Below are 15,876 nucleotides of genomic sequence, written 5' to 3' on the forward strand. Positions count from 1 at the left end.
ATTTGTAGAAGTATATAAAAAAGCATATAATATATCTAAGTAAGCTTATTATGAAATTGGTATTTCGTTCAATGAAGACGAATATGATTTAACCAAATTGTATTTATTGACTTACATTGACGACAAGAGATAAAAATATTATTTATTAACAAAAATAAACTGTATTTTTATCAAATTGCTCAATATATTTTTACTAAAGGGGTATCATAAATGAAAAATTTAGTACTATTGGGTGGCGGATATGGAAATATGCGCATTATGTCTCATATTTTACCATCGGCACTTCCTGAAAATTATTCTATTACATTAATTGATCGTATGCCTTATCATGGTTTAAAACCAGAATTCTATGAATTAGCTGCTGGTACTAAATCAGACAAAGATATTCGTATGAATTTTCCCGATTCAGAACGTATTAATATTGTGTACGGAGAAATCAATGATATTAATTTAGAAGATCAAATTATTTCAGTTGGCAACACAAAAGTAGATTATGACGAATTAGTCATTGGACTTGGTTGCGAGGACAAATATCATAATGTCCCAGGAGCAGCAGAATACACACACAGTATCCAAACGTTATCAAGTTCACGGGAAACATTTCATCATATCAGTGAATTACCAAATGGAGCAAAAGTGGGTATTGTAGGTGCGGGTTTAAGTGGCATCGAATTAGCGAGCGAACTTCGCGAAAGCCGTAAAGATTTGCAAATATACTTATATGATCGAGGAGAACGTATTTTACGTCGTTTTCCAGAAAAGCTAAGTCGTTATATAGAAAATTGGTTTAAAAAGAACGATGTAACGGTAGTTCCAAATTCTGATATTAATCGTGTGGAACCTGGTAAAATTTTCAATAACGATGTACCTGAACCATTGGATTTAATCGTATGGACTGCTGGCATTCAACCTGTAGAAATTGTTAGAAATTTACCAATTGATATTAGCAGAGATGGCCGTGTCATCCTAAACCAATACCATCAAGTCCCAACCTATAAAAATGTATACGTAGTTGGCGATTGTGCAGATTTACCTCATGCACCTAGTGCACAACTTGCTGAAGTTCAGGGAGACCAGATTGCTGATGTTATGAAATTACAATGGCAAGGTAAACCTCTACCAGAAAAAATGCCAGAACTCAAAGTTCAAGGCTTCTTAGGTTCCCTTGGTGATAAAAAAGGGTTTGCTTACATCATGGATAGAACCGTTACGGGTCGTTTAGCTTCAATCTTAAAATCTGGTGTGCTATGGTTATACAAATATCACAATGGATAAATTTTAATCAGTAATTATAAAGACACGTCTTCCTATACTTTATTAACATGCGTAAAAAGTATAGGTACGTGTCTTTTTTAAAAATAATTAAATTAATGCGCATCCATAAATTGAGTGATATCTCTCAATTGTACATACCCATCTGAAACGTATTCATCATTCATCGTTACAAGCGGATAGAACAATTCATCATCTTGAATACGCTCAATATATTGTTGATCATGATCAGTTAAATTTTCAGTATCCTTTTCTATATCAATATACGTAAACTCAAATTGGATATCTGGATACTTTCTTTTGAGCAATGGTTGCAACCAATCAAAAGTATTACGCGCTGTTGGCGCATTAACACAGCTTGCACAAACAACATCTGCACCATAAACGACTACACTTACTTTATTCATTTTACTTATCCCCTTTTGTCTCGATTGATAGATTTTTCTTTATATATCTATTATAATAAAAAGATAGACAGAAAATGAAATAATATACTTGAAAGGAGGCATTTCCATGCCAACTGAAAACGTAACAATGTTTGATCAAGTAGCAGAAGTAATTGAAAAACTACGTCCATTCTTACTACGTGATGGCGGCGACTGTTCGCTAGTAGATGTAGAAGATGGCATTGTTAAACTTCAATTGCACGGTGCATGTGGTACATGCCCAAGTTCAACAATCACATTAAAAGCAGGCATCGAACGTGCTTTACATGAAGAAGTACCTGGAGTAGTAGAAGTAGAGCAAGTATTCTAGTTGATCAACTTATAAATAAATTAAACAACAAAAACGTCAAATTTTATAGAATTCTTCGTTTATGAATCTTTCATCAAATAGCTGATTTATAACAAAATGCACTTTCATTTAAACATGAAAGTGCATTTTTATATTAAAACCAGAAATAAAATTGTAAATTGTATGATAGCGAAGTGATTTGACTTTATTGCTTAAATTTATACAAGTCATTCCTGACGTAATCAGCACGCTGTTCATTTTTAATCAAAGGCAGAACCGATAAATAAAATCAGTAAACACGATAGAAAATCCATAGTTGCGATTTCCTATCCTAGTCAACATTTTAATCATCATTCAAATCATTCATCCTTAATTTGAAAGTAGTTATTTGCGCATGTGCTGAGCAATGTGCTCACTAATATAAACCCAACCTTTCCATCCTATATGGACGGCATCACTGATAACATAAGGTTCATAATCTTTATCTGTCATGTCGTAAATTTTCCCGCCACGACTAATAACTGTGTTCTTAATTTTATTATATACTTTCTGACGTTTTTCTTTATTTACACCTATGTGATCGTACCATTTTCCATTTGATGGAAGACTAATATATTCAATATCAGCACCAGCCTCTCGCATAGTATCTACCAATAACTCCAAATCTTTAAATTCTGGAGAATTACTATTAAATTCATAATCTCTGTTCACTTTACGCTTATGCTTTTTTATTAATTGCCAATACTCATCTCTAATTTTAAATATATTTGATTGTGAATGTTTAGCACCATAGTATTCAGCTTTATTGCGAAGCATCCCCCAACTGTCATCTTGTGCAGTTACCGGTGTAATATCTGCTAACTCAGTATTTGCAAGAGGTAAATTCGACTTTATTGCTTCAATTTTTTCAAATTGATTCATTTTAAATGATGATACATATTGGTCATTGTCACTAATTTTACCTTTAGCTACTTTTTCTAAATAGTTTCGATTTTCTACATTTTTAAATCTTAATAAACGTTTGGCATAGCGCTGTTTAAGTTCTGGGCTTAAATGCTTTTGCTTAAATAAGCGGTTCAACTGTGCTTTAGACATACGAGCATCAAAATTTTTATTAGTTAATCCATGGTTTGTAAACCATTGCGGCGATATAATAAGTGACATTTTCTTTCCTTTTAAATGATCATATTGTGAGGCTAATTCCACAGCATTAATTAAATCTGTAGAACCACCTGTGCCAATTAGAAATGGTTGCTTAGCATGCATATTTTTATCGCGCAACAATATAGATGGATTAAACGGGTCATCTTTCCCAAGTTCACTAGAACCGTAAATTGGATAAAAATGATTCGACTTAAACATCTGCTCTTGGATTAACGTACCTTTTAACACTTGATCTGAGAGTGAAGTACGTTGATTATCTAACGTTTTCTGAGTGATTAATCCACTAAACCAACTAGAGGGTAATATTAAGAAAATCCCAAATAAACATAAACTGATGATAATTGGTATAAAATGTTTTAATTTCATCTTAATTCTTCTAATACCGCTGCAATCTTATTTGGTGTTGCCCATTCATCTCTGTCAAAATCCATAATTGAAACCTCAATATCTAATTTGTTTTGAATTTCTAATAATAAACCGACCGTTTGAAATGAATCTATAATACCTTCTTCAAATAATTCAATGTCAGGATTTTCTTTCACGATATTATTTTCAGTTACTTCAACTAATAAATCTAATACTTGTTCTTTAAATTCCATTATTATTCCTCCTAATTTTAAAACAGTTTTCCTGAAAAAATCAGAAAACCAAATGTTACAAAATGAAATGTTACAACAATACTCAAAGCAGTTGTAAACTGGTTCTGCCAACGTGGACGATGTTTTTTTCTCCATTTTTCATAATAGCCATATCCAATAAATAATGCTGCATGATACAACCCATACAAAATGTAATAAAGTTCTATACCATGCCATATGCCCATTATTAAAAAGTTTAAGAAAAAGGCTATATTCGACATTGCAAATTGACTTTTTAGTAATTTTTTCTTTGACATAAAAAATAATGACCGCATATAAATACAATCTCTAAACCAAAATGATAGTGACATATGCCATCTATTCCAAAAATCTTTAATATTTTTAGCTTTAAATGGCTGGTTAAAGTTTTGTGGCGTTTGAATACCATAAATATAGCTAAACGCAATAGCAAAAAGTGAATATCCTGCAAAGTCAAAAAATAAATATAAACTGTATGCGTACATATATAACCATTTTGTGATAACACCAGAAAAATCGAGCATTAATGGATTAATTGCAAATGTTTGTATCAAATAAGCAATAATATATTTGTATAAAAATCCAAGCATAATGTAATGTATTGCTTTGACAAATAAACCATTATAGTCACTTCCACTCAGAATTTTATTGTCATCTTTCACAAAACGTTTGTAACGATCAATTGGTCCTGAGGAAATGGTTGGAAAAAACGATATAAACTGTACGACTTTCCAAAATTTAATCTCTTTGATTGAGCCATCTCTAATTTCCATTAATAGTTGAACACTTTTAAAAGTAACATACGAAATGCCTAAAAATCCGATGAATTCTATGACTTTACTCTCATGTAGTTTTAACTGTGCCATTCCAAACCACGAACTTTGCATAACTTTCACAACAATAAGTGGCAAAACAGAGAGAAAAATAACCGATATAAATTTTGCTGTTGTATTATTTTTAGCACGAGAATTCCAGTAATATATGATAATCAACACTTGCCAAATTAAATAAAGGATAAAATTTATCAGTTCTAAACTCAAAAAAGCTTGTCCAAATAGATGATGCTTATTCGATGAAAATATTAATATAATCATGACTGCTGTACTCAAACCATTATAAATTTTGCTCTGCTTACCCATAAATCCTAATATAATAATTGGTAACAAAATAACAAATGCTATAAGAAAGAATGTAAAATCGCCGTATGGAATCATTTCTCTATAGCCTCAGCAATCTTTTTACGATCTAATTTTCCATTCATCGTAAGCGGTAATTTCTTCATATATATTAACTTTTTAGGAATCATATATTCGGGCAATACATGTTTTAATTCCGTTTTTATTTCATGAGTCAAAGTTTGAACGTCTTCGTGGGTTTCGCAATCACTTAAAATAACTGCAGCATTTAAATGAATGACTTTGTTATTTTTATAAGTTGGTACAACAACTGCATCTCTGATTTTTGCTAACTTTCGCAATTGAAACTCTATTTCTTCTAATTCCATACGATAGCCGTTTAATTTAATTTGATAATCTATTCTTCCATTAATAAACCATTGGTTATCAATCAATTGTGCTTTGTCACCAGTATAATAAGATTTCTCACCATCCAATTTGGTAAATACTTTTTTTGAACGTATGTCATCTTTGACATACCCTTCACTTACGCATTTACCTGAAATGATAAGTTCACCTTCGTCGGTTAACGATAACTTCGTTCCCGGTTGAGGTATACCTACTGGTAATGGATTATATTGATTTAAAACTTCATCTGTAACTAATATACTTGTGACTGCTACCGTAGCTTCTGTAGGGCCATATGTATTGTAAATGTATGCAGATGGGAACCGTTGAAGCAATAGTTCTGCTGTTTTATGTGCCAAAATCTCACCACAAAAGAAAAATTCTTTCAAATTACTATAATATGTTTCCGTTAAGCGTGGTAGCATAAGACACATTTCCATAAATGAAGGCGTAGATACCCATACATTTATTTTTGCTTCTTCTAACATTTGATTTAATAATTTTGGTTTATTTATCATTACTTTATCTACTAAGTTTAAGGTTCCAGCAGTCATTAAACACGGGTATATGGACATGACAGATAAATCAAATGAAAAAGGCGCTTGATTGAGCCATTGTTGATTTGAACCAACTTGATTGAGTTCTAACATCCAATTTGTAAAAAGATTGAGGCTTTCATAACTGATTTGTACACCTTTTGGTGCTCCAGTAGAACCTGATGTAAAAATAGTATAAGCAATATCAGAATCTTTTATATTACTTACTGTGGTGTCATCTTGTTTTACACTTGATAATGAATCTTTTGAAATAAAAGAAACATGCTCTATTTCTATTTGTTCATCAGTAGTATTAAATATATATTGTGGCTCTATTTTATTTATAATTGATAGCATACGATCTTGAGGGATAGAAGTATCTAGGGGAACATAACCACAACCTGCCTTCATACTACCTACCATTCCTACAATCATATACGGGGACATATGCCCGTATAAAATCAATGGTGTTTTAGCATCTTTTAATATCATTGCAAGTTGGTTGGCTAACCGATTTAGTGCTTCATAGGTCAAAATTTCGTCATTATGTTTAACTGCAACTTGATTTGGACAGTTTTCTCCATGTCCTATTAAAGTTTGAATGATGTCTTTCATGATAGTCTCCTTAATTAAAATTCATTGTAAATAAAGTTATTGTGTGTATCACCTGTACCATAAATTAAATATAATGCAATTAATATAGCTAGGTACATTACTGTCAATAACCATGGCTTGAATTTTTGTAAAGCAGTATGTTCTTTATCGTTTTTGTGCATATTTCACCTCTAAAATTTATATAAATTCAACATTAATCATCTTCATTAAATTATTTTTTATATTTTACACCTTATTGTATATAAGTTATTCAACTTTTTCACCAATTAATTATACAATTTTTCCTACATCATTACAATTAAATATTTGTGCATATATATAACAAAATTGTTAGATAGTATATAAATAAATAGAGTATTATTTTAAAATTCAAAAAAACACACAATAAACTCATTTAAAAGAATTTATTGTGTATTAATTTTAACTATTCTAACCCAAGATATAGTAATATACATGAATTTAATGACCCTTTTTATCAAATGAGGTGAGCATCCTCGATTTATTAAGTAAGTTCAAATTACGCTATTTAATGTAATGTTCCTAAAAAATAAGCTGCCAATCACCCGAGCTAAACAGGTAATAAGCAGCTTAAATTCGTTTCAATCATTTATACAACGGGCGTTTTAGGATCTTTTTCGTCTAATACTAGCTTTATATTATCTACGCACAGTTGTATCATTCGGTCTCTTGTTATAACCGATGCACTACCAATATGTGGAAGTATCGTTGCATTGTTCATTGAGAGTAATGGATGTTGCATATCTATGGGTTCCTCTCTTAAAACATCTAAACCACATGCTTTAATTTCTTCATTTTGCAACGCCTTCACTAATGCTTCTTCATCGACAACAGCACCTCTACCGATATTGATAAAAATCGCATCTTTTTTCATCATTTTAAATGCTTTATCGTCAAATTTATCACGTGTTTCTGCAGTTAATGGTGCCGTACAAATGACAAAATCACTCTCTTTTAATAATGTTTCAAATGAAACGTATAATGCACCAAGTGCTTCTTCATCATCTTTATGTCTGGTTCTATTATGATACATTATATTCGTATTGAAACCTTTTAGGCGTCTCGCGAATGCTTTTCCAATATCCCCCATACCATAAATACCAACGTTAGCTTGATATAAATCTTTACCAGCAAATAAATACGGCCCCCAACTCTGCCATTCACCGTTTTGAACATATGTTTCCGCTTCGACTACACGTCTTGCTACTGCAAGCATTAAGGTAAATCCTAATTCTGCTGTCGTTTCAGTTAAAACACCTGGTGTATTCGTCACAACAATACCCTTACTTTGCATCAAATCAATATCTATATTATCATAGCCTACTGCCATGTTTGCTATGACTTTCAGATTTGGTGCAGCTTCAATCACTTCTTCATCCATTATTTCACTTAATGTCACAAAACAAGCAGTTGCGTCTTTTAAAGCAGTTAAAAACTTTTCTCGTGGCATAGGGGTCAATGACGCATCCCAAACTTCTACTTCACCGATGTCCTCTAATTGCTTAATAAATTTCTGTGGAATTTTTCTACTAACTACGATTTTTTGCATTCAATCACTCCTAAATTTCGAGTTCTTTGATTACTTCATTTAAATCTTTAAAACTATATGTTGGCGGTATTGCTTTTTGATTAACATCATCTAAAGTTGATACACCTGTTTGAACATGTATTGTATCAATATCAACATTGATTCCAGAAAGTATATCTGTATCATATAAATCACCTATCATTGCAACTTCAGAGCGATCTAACCCTAAAATTTCCAAGGCTTTATTCATAATAATAGGTTCTGGTTTACCAATAAATACTGGTTCAACACCAGTAGAGACTGACACAACGCTTGTAATCGCGCCATTACCTGGTAAGAATCCACGTTCTTTGGGTATGGATACATCTTTATTAGTTGAAATAAATTTTGCACCGTTTCGAACACCTAGCGTAGCAGTTGCTAATTTTTCATAAGTTACAGCTTCATCCAAACCAATAACTACGTAATCTACATACTCATCATCTTTTATTTTCAAATGATGTTGCGTTAACGCTTTTTCTAAACCTGAGCCACCTAACATATAGATTGAAGCGCCTGGTTGTTCATCAGCAATATATTCTGCAGTTGCTAGAGCAGACGTCACGACTTCATCTGCTGTAGCATCAACTCCCATCGCTTTTAATTTTTCTGCTACTTCTGTAGGTTCTTTGGTAGAGTTATTCGTAACAAATAAATGAGGTATTTGATGCTTGTTTAAGTATTCAATAAACTGCGCTGCACCATCAATTTTTTCATTTCCTTTGTACATCGTACCATCCAAATCAATGAGATATGCTTTGTACTGTTTCATCAAAACTTACTTCTCTCCTTTTTGTCCAAATGCTGTTATAGGCACATTTTCATTATTCAAAAATTGTATTACCTCATCGATAAATTGTTGATAATAATCAAGTGTTTTATCAAAAAGTGGTTTTAACTTTGTAGTATCGAGCTCGTCATAATAATGAACGAATTGTTTTCTAACATCTACAGTTTGGTTAATATTACTTTGAGTATCTTTAGTGATTACATTTTCTAACTCTAAAATATCGATGACATCTTTATAATTGCCTGGATCTCTTAAAATAAAGCCATCAATAATCATATTACCAATATCTACCGATGATTCGATCAACATTTGTGAAATTCTTTCAAATGCATAGTGATTATCTCTATATTTCGGATAATCATTTACCAATTGTTGTAAGTAATTTATTTTTTTATCTAACTTTTCTTTATTAACAAAATACATCTATGTCACCCCTATCATTCTCATCATACCACACCTTTGCAGTCGAATTCATTTATGGTTATACTGTAAATTAAGACTTTTTATTTCATTAAATGATTCGAATGATAAAAAACTTTAATAACTCAATGATGAAAGGGTGTTTATTATGATAGATATGTACCTCTATGACGACGATGAATCATCACAGGTACAATTTGTAGGTTTCGTCGGAGAATATAGTCGTTATGATTTAATGCTCATACAAACTGATCGCCATTTTGGAAAAACAATGGTTTTAAACATGCAAACAAATAAATTTGGCATTATTGGTACAGATGATTTAGAAGAAGAAGGCTATATTGCTTATATTTTAGGTGTAACTGAAAATGAAGGCAATGAAATCACTGAATACCTCAATCAAGTTATACAATAATTACCACGATAAACGCACATGTTTAAGATAATATTGCTTGCATAAAATCACTTCAATTTGTTAGCAATTAGTTTATCCAATATTGCTAATGAAATTAATGCACATGATATGTCACAATGTCATGAATCATTCAATAATAACTGCTTGATATAAGGCTGAATCACCTACGATAATCAGCCTTTTTCATTAGGCACCATATTTCAATCATAGAAAAAGGCTACGATACTAAACCTTAAATCTCGGTTCAATATCGTAGCCTAACTTATTAATAATATGAAACTAACTCTAAATCTACATCAACTTAATGCTCAGTATCTTGAATTGTTGGTTGGATTTTGACATCTTGTAATTTATTTTCTTCAAAAGGTATTTCTGCATTTTCATCCTCTGTTTCAATTCGGGATTTAATCTCACTTTCAGGAACTTTTCTTAAAATAAAATACGGACATCCAAAATTGCAGTATTCTAATAAATAATCTTGAATTGTCGAAAAGCGCTTACTTAATTCAGCCTTTTTATTCGAGTCTTTATAGAATCCTTTTAACCTTAATTGATCATATCCAAAATCTCCTACAATATAATCATATTTATCTAAAATGTCTGCGTAACGATTTGCAAATAATGTTTCATCAAAACATTCTCTATATTCTTCTATAATTTCAAAATAAAAACTATTAACTTTTATCATTATACTCACCTAATCTAATTTTCATTACTCAATTTAACCATACAGTGTCTGACTTAAAAAGGTTAGTAATCTATTTTTATAATTGCTAATAAAAGACTTAGCCCAAAGTGAGTTAACGTGCGTCGTTAATTGCTCTAATTGAACTAAGTCTTTAAATACAATTTCTATATTTTAACTATTAGAATCCATGTTAAGTTGTTCTTCACCTAAGCGATGTCTTTCTTTTGCAGCTTCATTTACTTGCTCATCTGCATGATAAGAACTTCTCACAAGTGGTCCAGCTTGGCAATGTTTGAAACCTTTATCCATTGCTACTTTTCTTAATTTACCAAATTCTAATGGTGTATAGTATTTTTCAACTTTTAAGTGTTTACGTGAAGGTTGCAAATATTGGCCGATAGTCAAGATGTCTACATCATTTGCACGTAAATCATCCATTGTTTCATAAATTTCTTCGTGAGTTTCCCCTAGTCCTACCATTAAACTAGATTTTGTTGGTATATCAGGTTGTAATTCTTTAGAACGTCTTAAGAATTCTAAAGTACGGTCATAAGTCGCTCTAGCACGAACTCTTGGTGTTAAACGACGAACTGTTTCAATATTATGGTTTAAAATATCTGGTTTTGAAGCCATTAATGTTTCTAAAGCTTCGAAGTCACCACCCATATCAGATGGTAATATTTCTATTGAAGTATAAGGGTTACGCTCACGTACTTTACGGACTGTTTCAGCATAAACATTTGATCCAGCATCTCTTAAATCATCACGTGCAACCGCTGTTATAACAACATGTTTTAAATTCATTAATTCAACAGATTCTGCCACACGCTCTGGCTCATCTAAATCTAACTCATTTGGCAATCCGGTTTTAACCGCGCAGAAACGACATGCACGCGTACAAACTGCACCTAAAATCATAAATGTCGCAGTACGACGCTCGCCCCAACATTCATGTATGTTTGGACATTTTGCTTCTTCACACACTGTATGTAAGTTCTTTTCTCGCATCATTTTCTTAAGACCAGTGTAGTTTTCGTTAGTATTCAGTTTTATTTTCAACCAATCTGGTTTACGTAAAATTTCTTCATTTTTAGTAGCCATAACCGTACAATTCCTCCTGATTTCAAATCTGTAATCATTATAACGAAAATCGGATTAAATTAAAACGTAAAATGTAATATTTTAATATTCGAGCAATTTATCTTTATAAATATCTCTTAAAAATTCTGGCATTAAGTAATCTATAGATTGTTCTTTAAGCGTTGGGAAATAACGACCAAATGTATACATATCAACAGTACCTAGCACATAACTTTTATCGTCTTCAATTTCTTCTCCGTTGATAAAATATCTTGCTTCAGATTCGATTAATCCTAAATTATAAAGTATATAACCACCAAATATATCTCCTCTAAAACCTAAACCTTGTGCATGTTCATTTAGATATTCTTGCTTTTGACTTTTAATGATTATATTTTTTAATTCTAGACCGTTTAAGCGGATGCGAACAGCATTAATAGGATGAGGTAACATTTGATGTATATCAAATTCCGTCACTTGATCCGCTGAAATACCTTTTACAATCAATCCTGCATTAATAATTGTGCAGTCAGCATTCGTAAATTCAAATATACTTTCAGCTAACATATAAGACGTCTTTGTTATTACATCTGTCCTTCTCTGCAAATCAACTGGTCTATTAATAACTGGATCGCTTAACAGTGCTTTACCTTCTTTTTCGAAATGTGTTTCTACTTCCGGCAAAGTGTCTACTGGATAAATCACTGCTTGTTTATCTACAACTTTTTTTTGGTCTATCTCTAATGTTACTTCACCTAAAAAGTGACCATATTTACCAGCAGCTGCCATTAGCACACCATTATTCATTTCACCATTTTCAAAATAATGGTGTGTATGACTACCCAATATTAAATCAATTTCAGGAATTTCTTGGCATAATTTTTCATCAAAAAACACACCCACATGACTCATAATAATCAATAAGTCATACGCATCTTGATGTGCGCTAATTTCATCTTTAATCGCTTCTAATGGATTCGTAACAACCCAATCCAAAGCCCTATAAAATGGTGTGAATGGCGCAGTGGCTGCAACAAATAAGATTCTCACACCTTCAATCTCTTTGATGATTGATGATGTAATATTTCGAGGTAAGTCACCCTGTTCGTCAAAAACATTTGCACAAGTTACATCAAATTCTGCATTGTCATAAAGTGTATTTAATGCATCATGTGATATTGTCATACCTTCGTTATTACCAATAGTTGCTATATCACAATGTGCTTGATTTAAAAGCTCAACATTTTTGATTCCCATAGTAGCTTCTGTAACAGGAGCAGATAAATCTACATGGTCTCCAATATCTAAATAGAGCGAGGGATGATTTAATTTTGGTCTCTCTTGAGCTAAATATTCGGAAATACGAGCATACTCATGCAAATGACTGTGAATATCATTTGTATGGTAAATAGTTAATTTCACCTTGGTACCCTCCTCTTAGTTTATAAAAATGACTTAATAATTAAATATAGTCCCATTATAAGCATAACTGTTCTTAATAACATAACCACAGTATTTGATTGTATGGATTGATTGACTTTTACACCAATTTTCGCACCCAAATAGCTAGAGATGATTAATACAATAGAATATACCCAAGCTACATGTCCTTGTGCAATATGTCCAATAGAACTCATCACGCTGGAAAAGAATATCATCATCATACTTGTACCAACTGCGACATGTGGTGGAAATCTAAAAACAATTAACATTAGCGGTGTCATAAGTGCACCACCACCAATACCAAACAATCCCGTCAAAACACCTATAAATAACGTTGATATAAATGCCACAATTGGCGGAACACTATAATGATGTATTTTTCCATAACCGTCTACATATGTACGCTCATACTTAGGCTTATTAAACATTTTCATTGGTTTTATATTATTTCTTATCATAAGCAGAATTGCTACGAATATTAAGAAAATACCAAAATATAAATTAAAAGAATCTAAAGTTAAAAAACGACTTAAAATTGATCCAACCAAAGAGCCTGGTAACAAACCAAATAAAAAGATGGAACCATTTTTGACGTCAACTTGTTTCGTTTTTAAATAACCTAATGTTGACGATAGTCCTGTCACGATTAATATTAATGAAGATGTTCCTATGGCAATCTGAGGTGTGATGCCATGTAGTAAATCATTTTCTACGCCCAAATAAACTAAAGTTGGGACGATGATAATACCGCCACCAATGCCCACAAGTGAACCCAATATGGCTGATAAACCACCAATTAAAATCAAAATGATTATTGTTAACATATCTGACCGCTCCTAAAATAATTTTAATTGTTGTGGTGCTAAGCCTTCATAATCAATGCCTAATAATGTTTGGTATGTTTTAGCATTTTGTGCAGCATGACCACCGGAGTTATTATTAAACACGACATAAATATTTTTAGCTTTTTGTTCTAATAATTTCACTTTTTGCGCTAAATCATTAAGTTCTTGCTTATTATAATCATACAAATATCTAACGTCTCTCCAAGCTTCATCCGTCATGTCTTTTTTTGTCCATCCATGTTCGTTTCTACCATGATAACGCACAAATGCTGTTTCGTTTGTAATACGATTGACTAATGGTATAGAACCTTGGCCTACTTGTGGTTCATCACATACCGCATGTATCATGTCATGTTCAGTTAAAAAAGCTAATGTTTCTTCTTTATACTTATCATTAAACCAGGATTGATGTCTAAATTCTATACAGACAGGAAAATCCTTCAACTGTTCTCGTACATATCGAATATATTTAATGTTTTGAACTGTGCAGTCAAACCAAGGTGGAAACTGTACTAATACCATCGCTAACTTTTTTTCAGATTTTAATGGCGCTAACATCGCTTTAAACTGATCAAAAAGTATTTGTCTTGATTCAGCAAAATCATGATAATCTGCATGAAGTGTTAATGCCTGATGAATTTTAACAATAAATTGAAACCTCTCAGGCGTCTCTCTTATCCATTTCCTAATATTTCTTTCAGGTTGTATCGCATAATACGATGCATCTAATTCTACAATGGGAAAATGACTTGCATATGTAATTAGCTTATCTGATTTACGCTGTAAATCTTCGTACAAAGTATCATGGTCTCCCCAACCTGTTAATCCAATATTTATCATAGTATCACCAGTTACATGATACCATAGATGATTTATGAGATTCACTAGATTAAATTATATTCTTCAATTGTATCAACGGTTAAGGTTAAGAAAATCAACGGTCTTTTAAAAGATTCAATAGATACAAAAATCAAAAAAGTTGCTATCATTTATTAAATAGCAACTTTTATTAAAACATCTAAAGATTAATCATCATTGAGTATGCGTTCTGTTTCTTGTACGATTTCAGCTATCAATTGAGCAGCTGAATTCGGTTGGGATAACCTTGGACTTTGTCCGCTCCATAAATGCGTCCATTGTTCCTTACCTAAATCAGCTGCAGTTTTACGAATACTATTCGTCAATTGATTTTGAATAGGATAATCTGGAATATCATCAGCATAACTTTCCATCTTGTGTATAAATTCATTATCGATACCTCTAGCTGGTTTTCCCGTAAAGGCTTTTGTGATAACAGTATCTGTTTCTTTGCTTTGCTGTATTGCATTTTTATATAATGTTGAAGCTCCACTTTCTTCTGAAGTTAAAAATGCTGTTCCCATTTGTACAGCCTCAGCACCTAGCACCATACTTGCAACCACACCACGTCCATCCATAATACCTCCTGCTGCTATAACTGGAATAGATATATTATCCACGATTTGTGGTATCAATGACATGGTACCAACCAATGGCGTGTGTTCACCAGAAGTCACAGTGAAAGAACCTCTATGGCCACCCGCTTCACTACCTTGAGCAATAATCGCATCCATTCCTGCGCTTTCATTGGCTTTCGCTTCTTCAACAGAGGTTGCTGTGCCTACCACAGTAATCTGACGCGCTTTCAATTTTTTGATAATATTTTGATTTGGGATCCCAAAAGTAAATGATACTACAGGAACCCCTTTTTCAATCACCATATCTATGGCATCGTTAAATTGCTGTTCTTCACTAATATCAATCACAGGTTCCTCTAAGTTTAAAGCTTTTCTATAAGGTTTTAACCATGCATTCATGTGTTCTACATTTTCTGGAATATATAATTGTTCACTTGGAACAAATAAATTAACGGCAAAGGGTAAGTCAGTTAATTCTTGCACATAAGTTATCTCAGAATCTAATTTTTCTGGAGTAAAATAACCTGCTCCAATCGTACCAAGTCCTCCACTATTACTGACAGAAGCTACTAATTCCGGTGTCGTACTACCGGCCATACCTGCCTGTATGATTGGAAACTTGATATTCAACATTTTGGTCACCTTTGATGAAAAGTGCATACAAAACACTCCTTTTATTGAAATACAATAACCTAAATATCACTGAAAATTT

At 32.3% G+C, this 15,876-nt stretch carries 18 protein-coding genes; 3 read left to right on the forward strand and 15 right to left on the reverse strand.

The window, feature by feature from the left end; translation table 11 throughout:
• Positions 1–210 precede the first annotated feature (210 nt).
• A complete protein-coding gene (locus HMPREF2586_RS06635) occupies positions 211–1,275 on the forward strand; it encodes an NAD(P)/FAD-dependent oxidoreductase (RefSeq protein ID WP_064209459.1) in 1,065 nt (354 codons plus the stop codon).
• A 92-nt stretch (positions 1,276–1,367) separates the two neighbouring features.
• Here HMPREF2586_RS06635 and HMPREF2586_RS06640 read toward each other — a convergent pair whose 3' ends face one another.
• Positions 1,368–1,679 (reverse strand): YuzD family protein, encoded by a 312-nt coding sequence (locus HMPREF2586_RS06640; protein ID WP_064209460.1) that lies wholly within the window; start codon positions 1,677–1,679, stop codon positions 1,368–1,370.
• A 106-nt stretch (positions 1,680–1,785) separates the two neighbouring features.
• Between HMPREF2586_RS06640 and HMPREF2586_RS06645 the strand changes: the two genes are divergently transcribed.
• Positions 1,786–2,028 carry a NifU family protein gene (locus tag HMPREF2586_RS06645; protein ID WP_019469675.1) on the forward strand — a complete coding sequence of 81 codons (243 nt, stop codon included), beginning with the start codon at positions 1,786–1,788 and terminating at the stop codon, positions 2,026–2,028.
• A 363-nt stretch (positions 2,029–2,391) separates the two neighbouring features.
• On the opposite strand, the gene dltD is transcribed toward HMPREF2586_RS06645, so the two are convergent.
• The 8 genes from dltD to HMPREF2586_RS06685 all read right to left on the reverse strand — a co-directional run bounded on the left by dltD (position 2,392) and on the right by HMPREF2586_RS06685 (position 9,260).
• The gene (dltD, locus tag HMPREF2586_RS06650; RefSeq protein ID WP_046207519.1) at positions 2,392–3,537 is read right to left on the reverse strand and encodes a D-alanyl-lipoteichoic acid biosynthesis protein DltD; all 1,146 of its coding nucleotides are present in this window, start codon (positions 3,535–3,537) and stop codon (positions 2,392–2,394) included.
• Positions 3,534–3,770, reverse strand: coding sequence for a D-alanine--poly(phosphoribitol) ligase subunit 2 (gene dltC / locus HMPREF2586_RS06655; RefSeq protein WP_046207518.1), 237 nt, complete (start codon positions 3,768–3,770; stop codon positions 3,534–3,536). The genes dltD and dltC overlap by 4 nt, the downstream gene beginning before the upstream one ends.
• 17 nt (positions 3,771–3,787) lie before the next feature.
• On the reverse strand, positions 3,788–5,002 hold the full coding sequence (gene dltB / locus HMPREF2586_RS06660) for a D-alanyl-lipoteichoic acid biosynthesis protein DltB (protein ID WP_070812696.1): 1,215 nt from the start codon (positions 5,000–5,002) through the stop codon (positions 3,788–3,790).
• Complete coding sequence (gene dltA / locus HMPREF2586_RS06665) at positions 4,999–6,462, reverse strand: D-alanine--poly(phosphoribitol) ligase subunit DltA (protein WP_070039180.1); 1,464 nt, start codon at positions 6,460–6,462, stop codon at positions 4,999–5,001. Before dltA ends, dltB begins: the two co-directional genes overlap by 4 nt.
• A 14-nt stretch (positions 6,463–6,476) precedes the next feature.
• Positions 6,477–6,623, reverse strand: coding sequence for a teichoic acid D-Ala incorporation-associated protein DltX (locus HMPREF2586_RS06670; protein ID WP_070039178.1), 147 nt, complete (start codon positions 6,621–6,623; stop codon positions 6,477–6,479).
• A 446-nt stretch (positions 6,624–7,069) separates the two neighbouring features.
• A complete protein-coding gene (locus HMPREF2586_RS06675) occupies positions 7,070–8,029 on the reverse strand; it encodes a 2-hydroxyacid dehydrogenase (RefSeq protein ID WP_046207514.1) in 960 nt (319 codons plus the stop codon).
• A gap of 10 nt (positions 8,030–8,039) precedes the next feature.
• Positions 8,040–8,819, reverse strand: a complete 780-nt coding sequence (locus HMPREF2586_RS06680; RefSeq protein WP_070657834.1) for a TIGR01457 family HAD-type hydrolase — start codon at positions 8,817–8,819, stop codon at positions 8,040–8,042.
• 6 nt (positions 8,820–8,825) lie between these two features.
• Positions 8,826–9,260 (reverse strand): DUF86 domain-containing protein, encoded by a 435-nt coding sequence (locus HMPREF2586_RS06685; protein ID WP_046207512.1) that lies wholly within the window; start codon positions 9,258–9,260, stop codon positions 8,826–8,828.
• A gap of 145 nt (positions 9,261–9,405) precedes the next feature.
• Between HMPREF2586_RS06685 and HMPREF2586_RS06690 the strand changes: the two genes are divergently transcribed.
• On the forward strand, positions 9,406–9,672 hold the full coding sequence (locus tag HMPREF2586_RS06690; RefSeq protein WP_046207511.1) for a DUF3055 domain-containing protein: 267 nt from the start codon (positions 9,406–9,408) through the stop codon (positions 9,670–9,672).
• A gap of 301 nt (positions 9,673–9,973) precedes the next feature.
• Here HMPREF2586_RS06690 and HMPREF2586_RS06695 read toward each other — a convergent pair whose 3' ends face one another.
• The 6 genes from HMPREF2586_RS06695 to HMPREF2586_RS06720 all read right to left on the reverse strand — a co-directional run bounded on the left by HMPREF2586_RS06695 (position 9,974) and on the right by HMPREF2586_RS06720 (position 15,824).
• Entirely contained in the window at positions 9,974–10,360 is a 387-nt protein-coding gene (locus tag HMPREF2586_RS06695; protein WP_064209465.1) for a YutD family protein, read from the reverse strand.
• Positions 10,361–10,531: 171 nt separating this feature from the next.
• Positions 10,532–11,461: a lipoyl synthase gene (gene lipA / locus HMPREF2586_RS06700; protein WP_046207509.1), complete on the reverse strand. Its 930-nt coding sequence runs from the start codon at positions 11,459–11,461 to the stop codon at positions 10,532–10,534.
• Positions 11,462–11,542: 81 nt separating this feature from the next.
• A complete protein-coding gene (locus HMPREF2586_RS06705) occupies positions 11,543–12,862 on the reverse strand; it encodes a bifunctional metallophosphatase/5'-nucleotidase (protein ID WP_046207508.1) in 1,320 nt (439 codons plus the stop codon).
• A gap of 20 nt (positions 12,863–12,882) precedes the next feature.
• The gene (locus HMPREF2586_RS06710; protein WP_046207507.1) at positions 12,883–13,707 is read right to left on the reverse strand and encodes a sulfite exporter TauE/SafE family protein; all 825 of its coding nucleotides are present in this window, start codon (positions 13,705–13,707) and stop codon (positions 12,883–12,885) included.
• A 12-nt stretch (positions 13,708–13,719) separates the two neighbouring features.
• Positions 13,720–14,568, reverse strand: a complete 849-nt coding sequence (locus HMPREF2586_RS06715) for a DUF72 domain-containing protein (RefSeq protein ID WP_064209466.1) — start codon at positions 14,566–14,568, stop codon at positions 13,720–13,722.
• A 185-nt stretch (positions 14,569–14,753) separates the two neighbouring features.
• Positions 14,754–15,824, reverse strand: coding sequence for an NAD(P)H-dependent flavin oxidoreductase (locus HMPREF2586_RS06720; RefSeq protein ID WP_070657800.1), 1,071 nt, complete (start codon positions 15,822–15,824; stop codon positions 14,754–14,756).
• Positions 15,825–15,876 lie beyond the last annotated feature (52 nt).

Origin of the sequence: Staphylococcus sp. HMSC034G07 (assembly GCF_001835975.1) — a bacterium.
GTDB classification, from domain to species: domain Bacteria; phylum Bacillota; class Bacilli; order Staphylococcales; family Staphylococcaceae; genus Staphylococcus; species Staphylococcus ureilyticus.

Bases quoted from the DNA above. Each gene is read 5' to 3' on its own strand.
- HMPREF2586_RS06710 (WP_046207507.1), bottom strand. From the start codon at position 13,707: ATGTTAACAATAATCATTTTGATTTTAATTGGTGGTTTATCAGCCATA.
- HMPREF2586_RS06645 (WP_019469675.1), top strand. From the start codon at position 1,786: ATGCCAACTGAAAACGTAACAATGTTTGATCAAGTAGCAGAAGTAATT.
- HMPREF2586_RS06675 (WP_046207514.1), bottom strand. From the start codon at position 8,029: ATGCAAAAAATCGTAGTTAGTAGAAAAATTCCACAGAAATTTATTAAG.
- HMPREF2586_RS06715 (WP_064209466.1), bottom strand. From the start codon at position 14,568: ATGATAAATATTGGATTAACAGGTTGGGGAGACCATGATACTTTGTAC.
- HMPREF2586_RS06670 (WP_070039178.1), bottom strand. From the start codon at position 6,623: ATGCACAAAAACGATAAAGAACATACTGCTTTACAAAAATTCAAGCCA.
- dltC (WP_046207518.1), bottom strand. From the start codon at position 3,770: ATGGAATTTAAAGAACAAGTATTAGATTTATTAGTTGAAGTAACTGAA.
- dltA (WP_070039180.1), bottom strand. From the start codon at position 6,462: ATGAAAGACATCATTCAAACTTTAATAGGACATGGAGAAAACTGTCCA.
- HMPREF2586_RS06635 (WP_064209459.1), top strand. From the start codon at position 211: ATGAAAAATTTAGTACTATTGGGTGGCGGATATGGAAATATGCGCATT.
- HMPREF2586_RS06720 (WP_070657800.1), bottom strand. From the start codon at position 15,824: ATGCACTTTTCATCAAAGGTGACCAAAATGTTGAATATCAAGTTTCCA.
- HMPREF2586_RS06695 (WP_064209465.1), bottom strand. From the start codon at position 10,360: ATGATAAAAGTTAATAGTTTTTATTTTGAAATTATAGAAGAATATAGA.
- HMPREF2586_RS06690 (WP_046207511.1), top strand. From the start codon at position 9,406: ATGATAGATATGTACCTCTATGACGACGATGAATCATCACAGGTACAA.
- HMPREF2586_RS06680 (WP_070657834.1), bottom strand. From the start codon at position 8,819: ATGAAACAGTACAAAGCATATCTCATTGATTTGGATGGTACGATGTAC.
- HMPREF2586_RS06640 (WP_064209460.1), bottom strand. From the start codon at position 1,679: ATGAATAAAGTAAGTGTAGTCGTTTATGGTGCAGATGTTGTTTGTGCA.
- lipA (WP_046207509.1), bottom strand. From the start codon at position 11,461: ATGGCTACTAAAAATGAAGAAATTTTACGTAAACCAGATTGGTTGAAA.
- dltD (WP_046207519.1), bottom strand. From the start codon at position 3,537: ATGAAATTAAAACATTTTATACCAATTATCATCAGTTTATGTTTATTT.
- dltB (WP_070812696.1), bottom strand. From the start codon at position 5,002: ATGATTCCATACGGCGATTTTACATTCTTTCTTATAGCATTTGTTATT.
- HMPREF2586_RS06685 (WP_046207512.1), bottom strand. From the start codon at position 9,260: ATGTATTTTGTTAATAAAGAAAAGTTAGATAAAAAAATAAATTACTTA.